Genomic DNA, 16,146 nt, shown 5'->3' on the forward strand with positions numbered 1-16,146 from the left:
GGGATGAGAATTAGCCTTTTGACCTTTTTTTTATGGCTCAGCCTCCATGTCTCTGCCCAGCAGAAATCCCTGCTCTTTTCCAATCAAGTCTATGAAGAGCAGATCAAGACCGTGCAGCTTTATCCTAATGATCCTAGTATTCAGGCGGCTCTTGAGCCTGCTGTGATCAAATTAGACGACCGAAAAACACTCAGGCTGGAGTTTGATGACTTGCGTAACGATGCCGATTACTACTATGTTTATTTCGTCCATTGTAACTATGACTGGACACCTTCAGACTTGAGGCCCAACATGTACCTGAATGGCTACAATGAATTCGAGATCACCGATTTTGAATTCAGCTCGGAGGCAAGAATAAACTACGTTCACTACACCTATCTCTTTCCACGATTCAAAACCTCTGGTAATTATCTGGCGGTGGTCTACCGAGATCAAGACAAGTCCGATATCGTGTTATCTCAGCGCTTTCATGTTTACGAGAATAAGGTAGGGCTTGGCGCAAGAGCTGACCGATCGGCGAGCGTCACAGATCGACGAACGCACCAACGGATTGAGGCCACCGTAAACTATTCAGAACTAAAAGTCATCGACCCCAAGCAGCAATTCAAATTGGTTGTGCGACAAAATGAGCGACCAGACCGCCTGAAGCTATTGCCCCTCACCTATATCGACGATAATGCCAAAACGCTAGGCTATCAGAATTTAGGCGAGGATAATGAGTTTTATGGAGGGAATGAATTTCGTTTCTTCGACTTAAACACGGTAAACTTTGGTGGACGTAATGTTGAAAACACCACGTTTATAAATAATAAACCCTACACCAAGCTAAGACTTGACCAACATCGGGATGTGGCCTACCTCCTCAACCTTGACCTTAACGGTAATTTTTACATCAGAGACCTCGAAGGACGAGATAGCCGACTAACGGCTGAATACGTTGATATTCAGTTTTCCCTTGAAACCAATGAAGATCAAGCCGATATCTACCTGATTGGTAGCTTCAATCATTGGCTAAAAAATGCTGACTCTAAAATGATCTATAACCCGTTGACCGATCGCTTCGAAAAGCACCTCCTCCTTAAACAAGGCTGGTACGATTATGCCTATGAAACAGAACGTGATCCCACGCTATTCGAGCGGTCATTCTACGAGACTGAGAATTTGTATGAAGTTTTTGTCTACTTCCAGGCCATGGGTGCCAGAGGTGACAAGCTCGTCGGTTATTACCGGTTAAACCTAAATCGCAGGCGTTAAGCCGTTTCCAGGTTTTTAGCGAAAACGTACTTTTCTGTCCGGTCTACCGGATTGGCATGCGCAATATCCATCATGCCAAATCCCTTGTGTGCGTAAGCACCTAAGCCACAATTGAATAAGAAAGCTTGGACCTCTTTTGCTGCATATAAAGTAAATGGCAAGGTATAGCCTCTTACTTCGTATTTTACGTCTTGATCGAAGAGAGAATAGATACGAGCGAATTTCTTCTCTCTGGCCCTTAACTTATTGAGGTATTCCACATCGGGCACAAATTGAAACTTACTAAAGGAAGCCAATTGCTCATTGCTAAACTGTCCAGAAGCCTCTAAGCGCTGCATAGTGGACTCGTATAAATGATCTGAAAACTCATCCGCCTCCGGTAAAATGAATTGCTTACTTGTCGGATCGTTAAAACTAGCCTTGATCGGAACAATCGGAGAAATGCAGATGTACTTCATTTCATGTTCGAAATCAGGTTGCTGTTCAATTTCTGTATACAAAGGAGCCACGATCAGGTTGCCTAGCTGTACTTCCTCATAGGTAAAGATGCGCTCCAATAAATGATCCAGAAACTCTTTGCTGTCTGACGATAATACAAGCGTAACGAGAGTTGAAAAATAATGAAGGCCATTTCTCGACACTTTTGTTTGACCCTTGAGTCCAGAGAAATTCAACCTATCGTACTGGACGAAATCAGCGTTTCCGCCCTCTAATAGTACTCCTTTAAGGAATTGTGCTAAAATATACTGATGGTGAAAAGGAAGGTGTGTTCCTTTGTTCTTTAGCTTAAAAATAACTCTTACTCTCAAGACAAAAATGGTTTAAATGGCTTATCTATCAACGAGTTGAACCGTTTCTCTCGAAGATGTTGCCTAAACCTTTCGTCTTTATTAATTGTTCAGCCGTTCAGAAAAAATTGTCTGGGGCTTTGTCTGACTACACATTGAAACGGAAATGCATGACATCTCCATCTTCCACTACATAGTCTTTGCCTTGGATCATGAGCTTACCCGCTTCTTTGATCGCCACCTCTGTTTTGTAGGCCTGATAATCTGGAATTTTGATCACTTCCGCTTTAATAAAGCCCTTTTCAAAATCGGTATGGATCACTCCAGCTGCTTTGGGAGCCTTCCACCCTCTTTTGATCGTCCAAGCACGAACCTCTTGCGGTCCAGCTGTAAAATAGGTTATGAGGTCTAGCAGTTCATAGGAAGCCCTGATCAGCTTACTCAAGCCCGATTCTTTCAAACCGTATTCTTCCAAGAACATTTCCTTCTCCTCGACCTCTTCCAATTCTGCGATCTGCGATTCGATTGATGCCGATATCATGATCACATCTGCTCCCTCTGCCTTGATGGCTTCTTTTAAGGCCTCCACATGTTCGTTGCCCGTGTGAATAGCGGTTTCTTCCACATTGGCTACGTAGATCACCGGTTTGATCGTGAGCAAAGACAAGTCTCTCACATGCTCCAAATCATCGGCGTCTGCCTCCACTGCTCTTGCATTTTCACCGGACTCAAGCGCCGTTTTAAAACGTTCAAGGACTTCGATGGCCTTTTTTGCTTTTGCATCTCCTGATTTAGCGATCTTGATGTTGCGATCGATTTTTTTCTGAATAGACTCCAGATCCTTTAGCTGTAGCTCGTTATCGATCACATCTTTGTCAAATGCGGGATCAACGCTACCTGCCACGTGAACAACATTGTCATCCTTGAAACAACGGATCACGTGAATGATCGCATCAACTTCTCGGATATTGGCCAGGAACTTATTGCCAAGACCCTCCCCTTTGCTAGCTCCTTTTACCAGACCGGCAATATCAACAAACTCTATTACCGTAGGCAGTACTTTTTGCGGGTTGACAAGGGCAGAGAGAATGTTCAGCCGTTCGTCGGGCACCGTAACGACACCCACATTTGGTTCGATCGTACAAAACGGAAAATTAGCTGCTTCAGCTTTTGCACTTGATAATGCATTGAAAAGAGTTGATTTACCGACATTCGGCAATCCCACAATACCACATTGAAGTCCCATAGAATTAAAAGGATAGCATTAAACGGCGGCAAAGATAAGAATAATTGCAAGCCAACCTATGGAAGACAGACAGTCAACGAATAAGAAATTGCACGAATTAATCCCAGCTGAGGTCAGTATCCAATCCGCTATCGCCGTTCGATAGTACCTCTTCTTCTGAGTTGTTGAATTGGTCAAAGTCTACTTCTGGCATTAATTCTTCTTTTACATGACTCACCGTCTCGTTCAGTGCATCCATGAACTTGCCAAAATCTTCTTTGTATAGAAAGATCTTATGCTTCTCGTAGGTGAAGCCATCTTCCTTGTATTTTCTTTTGCTCTCTGTGATCGTTAAGTAGTAATCGTTAGAACGGGTAGCTTTAATGTCAAAAAAGTACGTCCTCTTTCCAGCTCTTACCCTCTTTGAAAAAATTTCATTCCTATCCTTATCTTCCACTATCCAATAATTTCGAAGGTTTTTAAAGTATGTAAGCTCTAATATAAATGAATATTCAGAAGGAAAGCAAAAAGGAAAAAAATATTAGAAGAAACTCTTTAGGAAGAAACAGTGCGGCTTTTCTTACACTTTATAACAGATAAAACCTATACTTGAAAAAAGTCTTATGCGATTCACACTAGAGGACGTCAATAAATTTGGTAATGTCGAAGTACTCGCCAAGCAAATGGTGGAAGGATTCATCACTGGATTGCACAAATCACCTTATCATGGCTTCTCTGTAGAATTCGCTGAACACCAGTTGTATAACAATGGGGAGAGTACGCGCCACATCGATTGGAAACTCTATGCGAAAACTGATCGGTTATACACCAAACGCTATGAAGAAGAAACGAACCTCCGCTGCCAGATCGTCATCGATCAATCTTCTTCTATGTATTACCCGGAGAAAACCTATGGCAAAATGAAGTTTAGCGTGATGGCCGCCGCTGCCATTACCTATCTTTTACACAAGCAGCGCGATGCAGTGGGCTTGTACACTTTTTCCGACCAATTGGAAATCGAGACTGCGGTAAAATCATCAGCCACACACATTCATAAACTCTTTCTGCATTACAATGACCTGCTGAATTCACCAAAGAAAGAACAACGGACCAATGTGGCCAACATCCTGCACCAATTGGCCAAAAAGGTACACCGCAGATCACTCGTTGTGCTCTTTTCCGATATGTTCGACAACGATTCCAATGATGCAGAGATCATGGCGGCATTGCAGCATTTAAAACATAATAAACACGAAGTACTCCTCTTTCATGTGACGGATCGGGAGACAGAATTGGATTTCAATTTTGAAGACCGGCCTTATGAGTTCATTGATTCCGAAACCAATGAGCGGATCAAACTCAACCCTGCCACCATTAAAAAAGAGTTTAAAGAACAAATGGATGGCTATTATCACGACCTCTATCTGAAATGCGCACAACTAAAAATCGACTTGATAGAAGCCGACATCAACCAAGGCTTTGAGCAGATCATGAATGCCTATCTGATCAAGCGCCAGAAGATGAGATAATCAATCATAGGTACCTTTTTAGCAAAAAATAGTAAGCACAATGAAACACATCAATTGTCAACATCCGACCATTTTATTCTTTGTTTTTCTTTTATGCTGTTCCTGTGTTTCGGACCAAAAAGAATTAGTCTACAGCATTGATGAACCCACTTTAAAAGTTGAGGTTTGGGAATACGACCTTGGTTTATTGGAGACTCAGAATGCCGGCACAAGTGACATCAACATCACTGCAAAAGACAGCTTAGCATTTGTACTTACCAGCGCACATAATTCAGAAGATGCCGATCTAGATATTTCAACCCTTGAGAATGAGAATCAAGGTGTTGAGCTGACATTAGAAACACCTTTAGCTCCTTCAGCAAAAGAGAAAATCAATGAATTATTGGCGAAATTCGCTGAGGCAACTGATCATCGGGTTTTTTATGGCATGGAACCCGCTGAAGTGCTCATTTTAAGAGTGTCAAATCCTGACTTGCTGAAAAAGCATGCTTACGAAGCAACCAATGGCGTAGAAAGTAGTGTATCACGCATTAATGAATCAATCAAATCACGCGGAAACTTGAGCAAACTAATCCAAGTATTGAACAAAAAGGTGCTTCCATTGCCATTAGAAGCAGAAATACCCGATGAGTTAGATGAGCTCATGTTCAGCATTGAGATGAACTGGAGTGATGGTTTTGACCAGGCCTATGAAGAGCTAGAAAGGACTTATGGTCTGAGCATCAAAGAAGAGTCTCGCATGAGAAAGGTATTGCGAATCGAATAAAAAAAGCCCCCATTCGGAGGCTTCATTTATCATTCAACATTAAGCATTCAACATTGCTTAAACGTGTAACCACTCTTTCTTGGCGTACAATTCCTCTTCTGTTTCTCTATAATCAGGATCATCTACACAGCAATCTACCGGACAAACAGCCGCACATTGAGGCTCCTCGTGGAAGCCCATACACTCGGTACACTTCCCTGAAACTATATAGTAAAATTCGTCAGAAACGGGTTCTTGAGGCTCCTTTCCATCCACCTTTGAACCATCTTCCATCTCTATCTCTGTCAAGTCTGTTCCACCAGACCATGTCCATTCTTCTCCGCCTTCGTATATCGCTGTGTTTGGGCATTCCGGCTCGCAAGCTCCACAGTTAATACATTCGTCAGTGATCATTATCGCCATAATACTACTCGATTTTCGTCAGTACATATAACACCTTTCCGCCCAAAGGGTTTCAGGTGCCTTCTAAATTAACCGCAAAAGTAATCATCAAAACTTCTTTGACGGAAACAATAGCTGTATTTTTGATGCAACCGATAGAAAATGACTCTTCAGGAACGGAAAAATGCCTTGATCGCTTTAGGAGAACGGCTACAGCACATCCCACAAGATGAATTGGAGCAGTTAGCCTTACGCACCATTAATGAAAACAATTGGTTCAACCTTGCCAATGTGACTCGTGCAGTGAAAGCATGGGGTGAAGCACTTCAAGCGGAAAAAGTAGATTTTTGGTTAAAGGATCTGAAGGAGGAACCCAGCCAAACTGCCACCATTGGGTTGATCATGGCCGGTAACATCCCTTTGGTTGGTTTGCACGATCTGTTGACCGTTTTGATGGCAGGGCATCGGGCAGCGGTGAAGTTTTCATCTCAGGACAAGGTCTTGATGCAATTCATCATGAGCGAACTGCTCAAACTGGCCCCTGCTATTGAGAAGCAAATCGAAGTGGTTGAGCAATTAAAGGGCATAGATGCCGTCATTGCGACGGGTTCAGACAATACGGCAAGGTATTTCAAGCAATATTTCGGGAACAAACCACATGTTATTCGCCAAAACAGGACCTCAATCGCTGTCGTTACAGGCAATGAAGACAAAGAGGCCCTCAATAAGCTCGGCAAAGACATTTTTACCTATTATGGGCTAGGTTGCCGCAATGTCTCGAAGATCTTCATTGACAAAAATGCTGACATCACCCAACTCATAGACGGTCTGATGGACTATGAAGATGTTTTGACTCATCACAAATACCTTAACAATTACGACTACAACAAGTCGATCTATTTAGTGAATGGCGAACCGCATTTGGATAGTGGTTTCTTTCTGATGCGTGAAACTGAGGAGTTGGTCTCTCCTATTTCGGTCATCTACTACGAGTATTTCGAAAATGAAGCCCAATTGGCACTCAGGCTTTCGACTTTTGCTGACAAAACACAATGTGTCGTGTCTGATCAGGGTTGGTATCCGCATAGCTTGAACTTTGGAGACGCCCAATCGCCCGAACTGTGGGACTATGCCGATGGGGTGAATACCTTAGATTTTCTGACCTCACTTACTTAAGCTGATAGTATTTGCGAAAATCCTTGGCAAAGGATTTGAACCCACCCGGATAAGATGAGAGCAATTGCATAGGCGAACTCCCTTCCTCCAGGCCGTAGATCAACGCTATAAAAAAGGCCCTGTTTTCTTCATGTAGGAAATTAACCAGTGCCCAAGCAAGCCCATACGAAGCATTCGTGGAAAGACTGGCCCATTGAGCCTCATCGGCCTCCATAAAAAGAGTCAATTGTCTTTTGGACAGGTTTATATTCAATTGATCTATGGGATACAGGTTTCGTTTGTTCAACTGTCCGTTCGGTAACCAGTAAAAGGCACCAAGATAGTCTGCCAAGCCCTCGCGCAACCAAGGAATATGATCCATTCGGGATTCTCGTGTGAGCGCGTGGACCAATTCATGCGCAAAAGTGAATTCAAATTCTTCGTTTTTATAAAGGGTGATCTGATCTTGTACTGGCGAGTAAAAGCCAGTAGCTGTTGGGTTCTGACGACAACAATCCTTTAACACACGACTATAATCTAGAAAATCGTCATAGACCGATAGGCTGATCATTCGTGTTTGCTCTTGGGCAACTCCTAACTTTTCCAAAAACCGCTTTTGAAAACCAAGGTGCATTTTCACCTTATTCAACTCATCGGGTGACAAGTTAGCGGCACTGTTCAATTGTACTTTCTGCCCATTGAGGCCAAGGCTGATCATCAGGAAAAAGATGAAAAACATGCCTTTTGGCGCATCGATTTTTGATATTGTCTGCAGATTGAACATTTTGGCTTTCTCGAATCGCAACTCATGAAGAGGATCAAATTTGGTATTCCCAGTCCATTCTCCATTGCTTTACTACTGACAAGTATAACAGTTTTGTTAGCAATTGTTCTTACTCAAAGACCGGAGAATAGTGGCAGTGCTCATATTTTGACGATACTAGACTATTGGCAAATCGGTTTTTGGGAGCTTTTGAGCTTCACGATGCAGATGGCGCTTATCCTCATACTGGGCCATGCCCTTGCCTTGAGTCCACTGTTTGAAAAACTGATCGGAAAACTTACCACATATTGCGATACATCAGCGAAAGCAGCCCTGTTGGTCAGTCTTTTTGCCATCCTGATGAGCTTTCTCAATTGGGGCTTATGCCTTGTTTTCGGAGCTATTTTTGCTCGAAAAGTAGCTGAAGCCGCTCAGCTTGAAGGCCGCAAGCTAAATTATCCCTTAATTGGCGCCGCGGGATACGTCGGAATGATGTGCTGGCATGGAGGCTTTTCAGGCTCTGCACCGTTGACGGTCTCCGGAGCTGACCATTTCTTGGTAAAGGAGATCGGCCAGATTCCGATCAGTGAAACGCTCCTTTCCCCGATGAATCTTGTAACTTCCTTGGCCCTTTTGCTGATCATTCCTGCCGTATTTTATGTGCTTGGCCTCCGCTCCTCGGAGCAGTCAATCAACTTACCACCTCGTTCAAAAGGCCATGCTACTCCCGTCAGGCAGCTTACAGGTATCGAACGCATCGATTCTTCAAGATTATTCGGTGGTTCTTTCGGATTACTCATTTGTTTTTTAGCCATACGAAAGATCATTACCATGCCCCCAGGCTCGGGTTTGGGCTTTATTGACCTCAATTACATCAACTTCTTTCTATTTGGTCTGTCCATGCTTTTTCATGGGTCTGTCATGCGATTCATGCAAGCACTGGCTGAGGCGGTTAAAGGAGCGCTTGGCATTATTATTCAGTTTCCCTTGTACGCGGGCATTATGGGCATCATGAATTATTCGGGCCTTGGCGCGGTCATCTCTCAAGGCTTTATCAATATATCCACTGCCACCACCTTGCCCATCTTCACGCTGCTCAGTGGAGGTTTGGTCAATATCTTCGTGCCAAGCGGCGGCGGTCAATGGGCTGTCCAAGGGCCTATCATCGCCGAAGCAGCACAATACCTTGGTGTGGCTATGCCCAAAATGGTCATGGCCCTTGCCTATGGCGACCAGCTGACCAATATGCTGCAACCCTTCTGGGCTTTACCCCTTTTGGGCATTACCAAACTGAAAGCCAAAGAGATACTTCCCTATAGCACGGTGATGCTCTTGATCGGATTGCTTATCTTTAGCTTCACCCTGATGATCTTTTGATATGTCAAATAAGTACAGTTTTGGAGAAAGTGGCAGTAGAAGAAGGCTTCCTTTTTTGGGCTTTTTTGTAGAAATATTAGTGATCGTCATCGGTATTTATATCGCCTTCTTAGTGAATGAATGGGGTGAAAAGAAAAAAGAAAGACAACTTGAAGCAAACTACTTGCGCGAATTAAGAGAAGAAGTAGAGATCAATTGGCAGGAGCTAGAGGTTGATCAAAATTTCAGAAGAGCACAAGAAGTATTTTTACTAAAGCTGATGGATGCCAGGAACCGTAGAGTTGACTTGGACACCTTGCGCGAAGCCTTTGAGTACCTGATGATCTATCGATTCTACTCCCCAACCAAAGCGGTGTATAACGACCTAATCTCATCTGGAAACTTAGGCCTTATCCAGTCAGACACCATTCGGCATTTGATATTAACGGACCATCAGCGGACAAGCAGGGCGCCTGTCTCTGAACTTAGCGAACGAAAGTATGTGGAGGATGAACTCACACAGTATTTAGTCAGAAGACGCGTCTATAGTTTACTTTCATTGAAAGAGGACATCGAAGAGATCCAAACATCACAACGACAGAAAGATCAGATGATCAACTCCTTGTTGCAAGACACTGAATTTTTTGACCATGTTTATGCCCGTCTAGGCCGTTTAAAAACGGTGCTTTATTTTGCCAACCCCATTCAATGGAACCTCCGTGCACTCAGACGCAAATTGGATGAAGAATTAAGTCGTCAGGGCTAAGATTCTCCGTACATGGAATTTAGACGTCTTCTCATGTCAATTTTTGCTGAAATTTAATAACTTGCGCAGCCCTTACAAGAAGGGATTGAATAAGTTGAAATTTCACAAAAAACCCAGTTTAAATGGCTTTTGACATAGATATGATCAAGGCTGTGTATAACAGAATACCCGCTCGGGTGAACGCAGCCAAAAACCTCGTAGGTAAACCGTTAACCTTATCCGAGAAGATTTTATACTCACACCTTTGGAACGGCGAGGCCTCAGAAATTTTTGAGAGAGGCACCTCCTACGTAGACTTCGCACCTGACCGCGTGGCCATGCAAGACGCAACAGCCCAAATGGCCTTGTTGCAATTCATGCAAGCAGGTAAGGACAAAGTAGCAGTACCTTCAACGGCACACTGCGACCACCTCATTTTAGCGAAAGAAGGAGCTGCTGATGACCTCAGAAACTCTCTGACCGCATCTGGTGAAGTGTTCAACTTCCTGGAGTCTGTTTCAAACAAATACGGAATCGGTTTCTGGAAGCCAGGTGCCGGAATCATTCACCAAGTTGTTTTGGAAAACTATGCCTTCCCTGGCGGTATGATGATCGGAACGGATTCTCATACCGTAAATGCAGGAGGTCTGGGAATGGTAGCTATCGGTGTTGGTGGTGCTGATGCAGTGGACGTTATGGCGGGCATGCCTTGGGAGCTGAAGTTCCCTAAGCTGATCGGTGTCAAGCTGACCGGAAAAATGAACGGCTGGACTGCACCTAAGGATGTGATCTTGAAGGTGGCTGGTATCTTAACCGTAAAAGGAGGTACAGGTTGCATTGTTGAATACTTCGGTGATGGAGCCAAGTCAATGTCAGCCACTGGTAAAGGAACGATTTGTAACATGGGTGCTGAGATCGGCGCGACAACCTCCACCTTCGGTTACGATGACTCCATGGAGCGCTATTTGAAAGCAACAGGCCGAGCCGACGTTGCTGAAATGGCCAATGGGATCAGAGAGCACTTAACAGGTGATCCTGAAGTATATGCTAATCCGGAACAATATTTTGATCAAGTGATCGAAATCGACCTGGATACATTAGAACCTCATGTGAACGGTCCATTTACACCAGATCGTGCCACTCCGGTTTCTCAAATGAGAGCGGAAGCCGAGAAGAATGGATGGCCAACCAAAGTAGAATGGGGATTGATCGGTTCTTGTACCAACTCATCTTACGAAGACTTGTCTCGTGCTTCTTCGATCGCGCAGCAAGCCGTTGATAAAGGATTGAAAACCAAAGCAGATTTTGGAATCAACCCAGGCTCTGAGCAAGTACGCTTTACGGCAGAACGTGACGGCTTATTGAAGATCTTTGAAGACCTCGATGCCACCATATTTACCAATGCCTGTGGACCGTGTATCGGCCAATGGGAAAGAACAGGAGATAACAACAGGACAAACACCATTGTCCACTCGTTCAACCGTAACTTCTCGAAGAGAGCGGATGGCAACCCCAATACGCACGCTTTTGTGACCTCTCCGGAAATGGTAGCAGCGATCGCAATTTCAGGCGATTTGGGCTTCAACCCGATCACTGATACCTTGACCAACGAAAAGGGCGAACAGGTAAAACTCGACCCTCCCGTTGGAGAAGAACTACCTGATAAAGGCTTTGCCGTGGAAGACAACGGCTACCAGGCACCTGCCGAAGATGGTAGCCATGTGGAAGTAAAAGTCAACCCGGACTCTAAAAGGTTACAATTATTAGAACCTTTCGATCCTTGGGATGGCCAAAACATCACTGGTGCTAAGCTATTGATCAAGGCATTCGGAAAATGTACCACTGACCATATCTCAATGGCAGGTCCATGGTTACGTTTCAGGGGTCACCTCGACAATATTTCTGATAACTGCCTCATTGGCGCTGTCAATGCCTTTAATCAAGAGACCAACAAAGTCAAAAACCAATTGACGGGTGAATATGGCCCAGTTCCGGCTACGCAAAGACAATACAAAGCAGAAGGCATTCCGACCATCGTTGTGGGCGACCACAATTATGGTGAAGGTTCTTCACGTGAACATGCTGCCATGGAACCAAGACACCTTGGTGTGCGTGCGGTATTAGTGAAATCGTTCGCGCGTATTCATGAAACGAATTTGAAGAAACAAGGCATGTTGGGGCTAACCTTTGCCAATGAGAATGATTACGACAAAGTGCAAGAGGACGATACCATCAACTTCTTGGATCTTGATCAATTTGCTCCAGATAAATCCTTGCACATCGAATTTGTGCATGCTGACGGTACTAAGGATGTGATTGAAGCTAACCATACCTATAATGAACAACAAATTGGTTGGTTTAAGGCGGGATCAGCCTTGAACTTGATCAAACTTCAGAATAACTAATAGGAAAAAGTACCTAGTGCTCGGTGCCTAGGTATTCACAATACTTTAAGCCTCATTTCAGAAATGGAATGGGGCTTTTTCTTATCAGAGAAGAACTAACATCTAACGTAGATAATTAACCACTCGTCTAGTATTCCTGAAGGGCAATGAGGCATTATAGACCTTTGTTCTATGACCGAGCTAAAGAAATATTTACGATCTATTCAGACCTTTTTTCCATTCTTGCATGACCTCAGGTTCAACATCAAGTTCATCTTGCTTCGAATGCTGAAGAAACCACATGAATCGGATTTTGAAGCACTGAAGTATTTCAGACCAGAAAAAGACGCCACCTACGTTGATATCGGCACCAACAGAGGGGAATCCCTTCTCTCGATTGACATCATCAATGGAAACAAAAACAAAGTGGTTGGATTTGAACCAAATCCTCATGTTTACGAGCGGGCACAACGGGCTTTAGGCAAGAGAAAACACATCGAAATACATAATGTCGGTCTTTCCAATACCCATGGGCAATTTGAACTGAATGTTCCTTTCTACCGTAACTGGATGTTCGACGGACTCTCCTCGCTGGATTATTCAAGCGCTCACGATTGGCTTGAGCATCGCTTATGGCGCTACCAAGAAAAACACCTTGATGTGAAAAAGGTCCAATGCGAAGTAAAAAAACTGGACGACTTTGACCTCTCCCCCTATTTTGTGAAAATTGACGTGCAAGGATTGGAATTCGAAGTGTTGCAGGGTGCCCAAAAGACCTTGAAAAAGTTTCGGCCCATTTTACTGATCGAGTCACTGGATCAGCGCATCTTAGACTACCTAAAACCTTTGGGTTACAAGTGTTATGCTTATGAATCAGGGAATTTCACGGAAGGAAGAGGCAAGCTCAATACCTTCTGCATCACGGACGATAAGTTTGAAACCATCCTGCAGCAGGCTGCTTAAAAAGGCCATTTGAACGAATTTTACTTAGTCATTACGTTGTTTACCGATTATTGACCTGCATTGACCGATTAGTCAAACGTAATCCATTTGCCATGTTGCACCTTTGTACAAGGTCAATAACTCAAACAACAATGAAAAAGGTCATCTTACTTCTTGCACTGCTAAGCCTCGGCTTTTTTGTCGAAGCAAAATTGGCAGTTAAAAAACAGGCAAACGAACAAGCAACCACGTCTATCGAAGTTCCTTGTGAATGAAACTATCGATACTGCCTGAACCAAGCCAATATGTTATCTACTTTAGCGATCAACTGACTTGGTCGGTTGGCAATGCCATGTGACGCACCTGGTAATTCAACAAGGGCTGTCGGTATCTTTCTGATCTTAAGCGCCCCGTAATACTGTTTGGCTTCCGACGGAGGAGTTCGCTTATCTTCCATCCCCACCATCACCAGCGTTGGCGTTTGCACATTCCCAACTAGGGAGATGGGTGAAAATTTCATGTACGTCTCGATATTCTCCCAAGGCTGGCCGGGAAAGCGCGAATTAGCATAGCCATAGTAATTATCCGCCATTAAGGTTTTGCTGACCCAGTTGATCACGGGCTTGATGACGGCGGCCGAGCGAAAGCGATTATTCTTACCGATCATCCATGCGGTCATGATCCCTCCGGCACTTCCGCCGGTAACATAGAGTTGGTCTTCGTCAATAAATCCTTTAGCGATCATCTCGTCAACACCTGACATCACATCATCATAGTCGTTGCCCGGATAATTATGGTAGAGCAAGTTGCCGAACTCTTCACCATAGCTCGTACTCCCTCTCGGGTTTGGATAGAATACCACATAGCCATCTGCAGCATACAACTGAACTTCCAAAGAAAATCGATCGCCATAATTAGAAATAGGTCCTCCATGGTTTTCAACCAGCAAAGGATACTCTTTGGAAGGATCAAAATTGGGTGGTGTCACAAACCAACCCTGAACTTTTCTTCCATCAAAACTGGAATTATACCAGACCTCTTTCACTTCTCCCAACTCGATCTGATCCAACACATCTGCATTCAAATCCGTCAGTTTCTTCATCCCTCCTCCTGTGGACACCGTTGCCACGTCAGAAGGTCTGTACGCTGTGCAGGCTGTATAGGCGATCAGGCCATTCGTGGCCAAGGAATAAGAACCGCCGCCATAAGGTCTACCCAACGAAGTTCCACCGACCGATTGAGCGATCTCCCTGGTCTTGCTGCCCTTGAATTGGTGAAAACCGATGCGTGTGTTACCAAAGTCATCGTACATGAAATAAAATCCCTTACCATCGGCAGACCAAGTCAAACTCGAGGGACTTCGATCGAGCCCAAGCATGACTTCTTCCTTTCCTGAACCGTCGAGATTCATGAGGTACACTTTTGACACTTGATAGGTCTGCACACGGTCATCATAGCCCGTATACAGTATCTTTTTGCCATCAGGAGAAATGACGGGACTTCGGTCAGGTCCGTTCCTATCGGTTAATGCATTGATCTCACCCGTGGCAATGTTGAGGTGATAGATCTCGGAATTTCGAAAATCATACTCCCACTCCTCGTTGAGGTTGCCACTAAAGATCAATCCTTTTCCATCTTTGGTCCATTGTGGTGTGCCTGAAAAATTGAAGTCACCAGAGGTCAGTTGACGTTCTGTTCCGCCGGCTGCCGGCACCACAAAAAAGTGAGAAAAGCCATCTGGCAGGTACCCTCTTCCATCGGCTTCATATTTTAATCGGGTGGTCACACGAACCGGGTCTGCCCATTGAGCTCCTCTAGGTTTTGCCGGAGCCTTTGCTAAAACGGGTGGCGCGGCAGGCATAAACATGGAGAAGGCCAACCATTGGCCATCAGGTGACCAGGAGATTCCTCCTGGAGAGCGTTCCAGGTCGGTGATTCTAGTGGATTGCTTAGTGGCAAGATCATAGACATAGATCTCCGTCCCTTTCTCTCCACCTGTCCTGTAGGCCAGTTTGGTCCCATCGGGAGACCAAACAGGACTTGACTCTCCTTGCTCTCCTTCAAAAAGCTTATGATGACCCGAACCATCGGCGTTCATGATCCACAAATGTCCAACTGAACGGTCTGTCATGATATCAAAGCCCTGACGTTGATAAACGATCTGGCTGCCATCCGGAGAGATCTGCGGATCGGAAGCCCATTCCATATCGAAAACGTCGAGGTTCTGAAGCGATCTTTTTGCCTGACCCCAGCTGTTATTGGTGAAGGTCAATAAGGCGAGAATGAAAAGAGGAAAATATGATTTCATGGGAATAGGTTTAGTCTTGAAGATAAAGATAAATCCCAAAAACCTGCAAGCCGTTTTTTGTCAGTCAGTTGAGGAACCAAATGTCAACGTGTAGGTGATGTTGGCCGCTTTCTTTTTCGCTTTTTCCTTTTGGGCAGGCGCATTCACCAGGTGGTAATTGATCTGGGTTTTCTTCTCTTCCTTTTTGGGAAGGGTGAAGTTCACCTTGGCTTTTCGATGTAAGGTGACGTTTCTACCCTTATTGTATGCCTTTTCATATTTCAAGAGACCGACAAGTCGGATGACCTCTTCATCACAGCCGTAGCCCAATGAACTCACTATTTTGATGTTTCGAGTTCTGCCCAAGCCATCGACATCATATCTTGCCTCTACTACTCCTTCCACCTGAGCTGTCAATGCTTCCTGAGGGTAATTTAACTGGGTACGGATAAATTGACGCGCCTCCTCGCCCCCTTTGTAGTAGGGCATTTTCAGGGGCTCATCTTTCCTAGGCTTGCTCAAGGCTTGGTTAACGGTTAATAGTTGATTAGTAAATAAGTGTGTTTATATC

Annotated in this window: 16 protein-coding genes; 9 read left to right on the plus strand and 7 right to left on the minus strand. The window is 44.4% G+C overall.

The annotated features are described in order from the left end of the window. Positions 1–3: 3 nt before the first annotated feature. Positions 4–1,254 (plus strand): type IX secretion system plug protein, encoded by a 1,251-nt coding sequence (locus AC2D6U_RS06080; protein ID WP_484720058.1) that lies wholly within the window; start codon positions 4–6, stop codon positions 1,252–1,254. Here the strand turns inward: AC2D6U_RS06080 and AC2D6U_RS06085 are convergent. From AC2D6U_RS06085 to AC2D6U_RS06095, 3 genes are all read right to left on the minus strand, one after another. After that, a complete protein-coding gene (locus tag AC2D6U_RS06085; protein ID WP_484720059.1) occupies positions 1,251–2,063 on the minus strand; it encodes a CRISPR-associated endoribonuclease Cas6 in 813 nt (270 codons plus the stop codon). The genes AC2D6U_RS06080 and AC2D6U_RS06085 overlap by 4 nt on opposite strands. Positions 2,064–2,190: 127 nt before the next feature. After that, positions 2,191–3,288, minus strand: a complete 1,098-nt coding sequence (gene ychF / locus AC2D6U_RS06090; RefSeq protein ID WP_484720060.1) for a redox-regulated ATPase YchF — start codon at positions 3,286–3,288, stop codon at positions 2,191–2,193. 97 nt (positions 3,289–3,385) lie between these two features. Beyond that, the gene (locus tag AC2D6U_RS06095; RefSeq protein WP_484720061.1) at positions 3,386–3,724 is read right to left on the minus strand and encodes a DUF3276 family protein; all 339 of its coding nucleotides are present in this window, start codon (positions 3,722–3,724) and stop codon (positions 3,386–3,388) included. Between the two features lie 166 nt (positions 3,725–3,890). Here AC2D6U_RS06095 and AC2D6U_RS06100 point away from each other — a divergent pair, with 166 nt between their 5' ends. After that, entirely contained in the window at positions 3,891–4,796 is a 906-nt protein-coding gene (locus tag AC2D6U_RS06100) for a DUF58 domain-containing protein (RefSeq protein ID WP_484720062.1), read from the plus strand. A 40-nt stretch (positions 4,797–4,836) separates the two neighbouring features. After that, positions 4,837–5,562 (plus strand): hypothetical protein, encoded by a 726-nt coding sequence (locus AC2D6U_RS06105; RefSeq protein ID WP_484720063.1) that lies wholly within the window; start codon positions 4,837–4,839, stop codon positions 5,560–5,562. Positions 5,563–5,619: 57 nt separating this feature from the next. Here AC2D6U_RS06105 and AC2D6U_RS06110 read toward each other — a convergent pair whose 3' ends face one another. Further along, complete coding sequence (locus AC2D6U_RS06110) at positions 5,620–5,964, minus strand: 4Fe-4S dicluster domain-containing protein (RefSeq protein ID WP_484720064.1); 345 nt, start codon at positions 5,962–5,964, stop codon at positions 5,620–5,622. A 141-nt stretch (positions 5,965–6,105) separates the two neighbouring features. On the opposite strand from AC2D6U_RS06110, the gene AC2D6U_RS06115 reads away from it, so the two are divergent. After that, positions 6,106–7,119 (plus strand): acyl-CoA reductase, encoded by a 1,014-nt coding sequence (locus tag AC2D6U_RS06115; protein WP_484720065.1) that lies wholly within the window; start codon positions 6,106–6,108, stop codon positions 7,117–7,119. Here AC2D6U_RS06115 and AC2D6U_RS06120 read toward each other — a convergent pair. Next, complete coding sequence (locus tag AC2D6U_RS06120) at positions 7,112–7,837, minus strand: hypothetical protein (RefSeq protein WP_484720066.1); 726 nt, start codon at positions 7,835–7,837, stop codon at positions 7,112–7,114. The two genes, AC2D6U_RS06115 and AC2D6U_RS06120, sit on opposite strands and share 8 nt — an antisense overlap. Before the next feature lie 69 nt (positions 7,838–7,906). On the opposite strand from AC2D6U_RS06120, the gene AC2D6U_RS06125 reads away from it, so the two are divergent. From AC2D6U_RS06125 to AC2D6U_RS06145, 5 genes are all read left to right on the plus strand, one after another. Beyond that, positions 7,907–9,238 (plus strand): short-chain fatty acid transporter, encoded by a 1,332-nt coding sequence (locus AC2D6U_RS06125; RefSeq protein ID WP_484720067.1) that lies wholly within the window; start codon positions 7,907–7,909, stop codon positions 9,236–9,238. 1 nt (position 9,239) lies between these two features. After that, positions 9,240–9,983, plus strand: coding sequence for a hypothetical protein (locus tag AC2D6U_RS06130; protein ID WP_484720068.1), 744 nt, complete (start codon positions 9,240–9,242; stop codon positions 9,981–9,983). Positions 9,984–10,105: 122 nt separating this feature from the next. After that, positions 10,106–12,367 (plus strand): aconitate hydratase, encoded by a 2,262-nt coding sequence (locus AC2D6U_RS06135; RefSeq protein ID WP_484720069.1) that lies wholly within the window; start codon positions 10,106–10,108, stop codon positions 12,365–12,367. A 171-nt stretch (positions 12,368–12,538) separates the two neighbouring features. Further along, entirely contained in the window at positions 12,539–13,309 is a 771-nt protein-coding gene (locus AC2D6U_RS06140; RefSeq protein ID WP_484720070.1) for an FkbM family methyltransferase, read from the plus strand. 131 nt (positions 13,310–13,440) lie between these two features. After that, a complete protein-coding gene (locus AC2D6U_RS06145; RefSeq protein ID WP_484720071.1) occupies positions 13,441–13,563 on the plus strand; it encodes a hypothetical protein in 123 nt (40 codons plus the stop codon). Between the two features lie 2 nt (positions 13,564–13,565). On the opposite strand, the gene AC2D6U_RS06150 is transcribed toward AC2D6U_RS06145, so the two are convergent. Both AC2D6U_RS06150 and AC2D6U_RS06155 read right to left on the minus strand, forming a co-directional pair. After that, positions 13,566–15,596 (minus strand): prolyl oligopeptidase family serine peptidase, encoded by a 2,031-nt coding sequence (locus AC2D6U_RS06150; protein WP_484720072.1) that lies wholly within the window; start codon positions 15,594–15,596, stop codon positions 13,566–13,568. A 60-nt stretch (positions 15,597–15,656) separates the two neighbouring features. Then, positions 15,657–16,097, minus strand: a complete 441-nt coding sequence (locus AC2D6U_RS06155) for an energy transducer TonB (RefSeq protein ID WP_484720073.1) — start codon at positions 16,095–16,097, stop codon at positions 15,657–15,659. Positions 16,098–16,146 lie beyond the last annotated feature (49 nt).

The organism is Roseivirga sp. YIW32 (genome assembly GCF_057219245.1).

Coding starts and splice junctions, on each gene's coding strand:
- AC2D6U_RS06120 (WP_484720066.1), bottom strand. CDS start 7,837: ATGTTTTTCATCTTTTTCCTGATGATCAGCCTTGGCCTCAATGGGCAG.
- AC2D6U_RS06125 (WP_484720067.1), top strand. CDS start 7,907: ATGAAGAGGATCAAATTTGGTATTCCCAGTCCATTCTCCATTGCTTTA.
- AC2D6U_RS06080 (WP_484720058.1), top strand. CDS start 4: ATGAGAATTAGCCTTTTGACCTTTTTTTTATGGCTCAGCCTCCATGTC.
- AC2D6U_RS06140 (WP_484720070.1), top strand. CDS start 12,539: ATGACCGAGCTAAAGAAATATTTACGATCTATTCAGACCTTTTTTCCA.
- ychF (WP_484720060.1), bottom strand. CDS start 3,288: ATGGGACTTCAATGTGGTATTGTGGGATTGCCGAATGTCGGTAAATCA.
- AC2D6U_RS06110 (WP_484720064.1), bottom strand. CDS start 5,964: ATGGCGATAATGATCACTGACGAATGTATTAACTGTGGAGCTTGCGAG.
- AC2D6U_RS06130 (WP_484720068.1), top strand. CDS start 9,240: ATGTCAAATAAGTACAGTTTTGGAGAAAGTGGCAGTAGAAGAAGGCTT.
- AC2D6U_RS06150 (WP_484720072.1), bottom strand. CDS start 15,596: ATGAAATCATATTTTCCTCTTTTCATTCTCGCCTTATTGACCTTCACC.
- AC2D6U_RS06105 (WP_484720063.1), top strand. CDS start 4,837: ATGAAACACATCAATTGTCAACATCCGACCATTTTATTCTTTGTTTTT.
- AC2D6U_RS06135 (WP_484720069.1), top strand. CDS start 10,106: ATGGCTTTTGACATAGATATGATCAAGGCTGTGTATAACAGAATACCC.
- AC2D6U_RS06100 (WP_484720062.1), top strand. CDS start 3,891: ATGCGATTCACACTAGAGGACGTCAATAAATTTGGTAATGTCGAAGTA.
- AC2D6U_RS06115 (WP_484720065.1), top strand. CDS start 6,106: ATGACTCTTCAGGAACGGAAAAATGCCTTGATCGCTTTAGGAGAACGG.
- AC2D6U_RS06145 (WP_484720071.1), top strand. CDS start 13,441: ATGAAAAAGGTCATCTTACTTCTTGCACTGCTAAGCCTCGGCTTTTTT.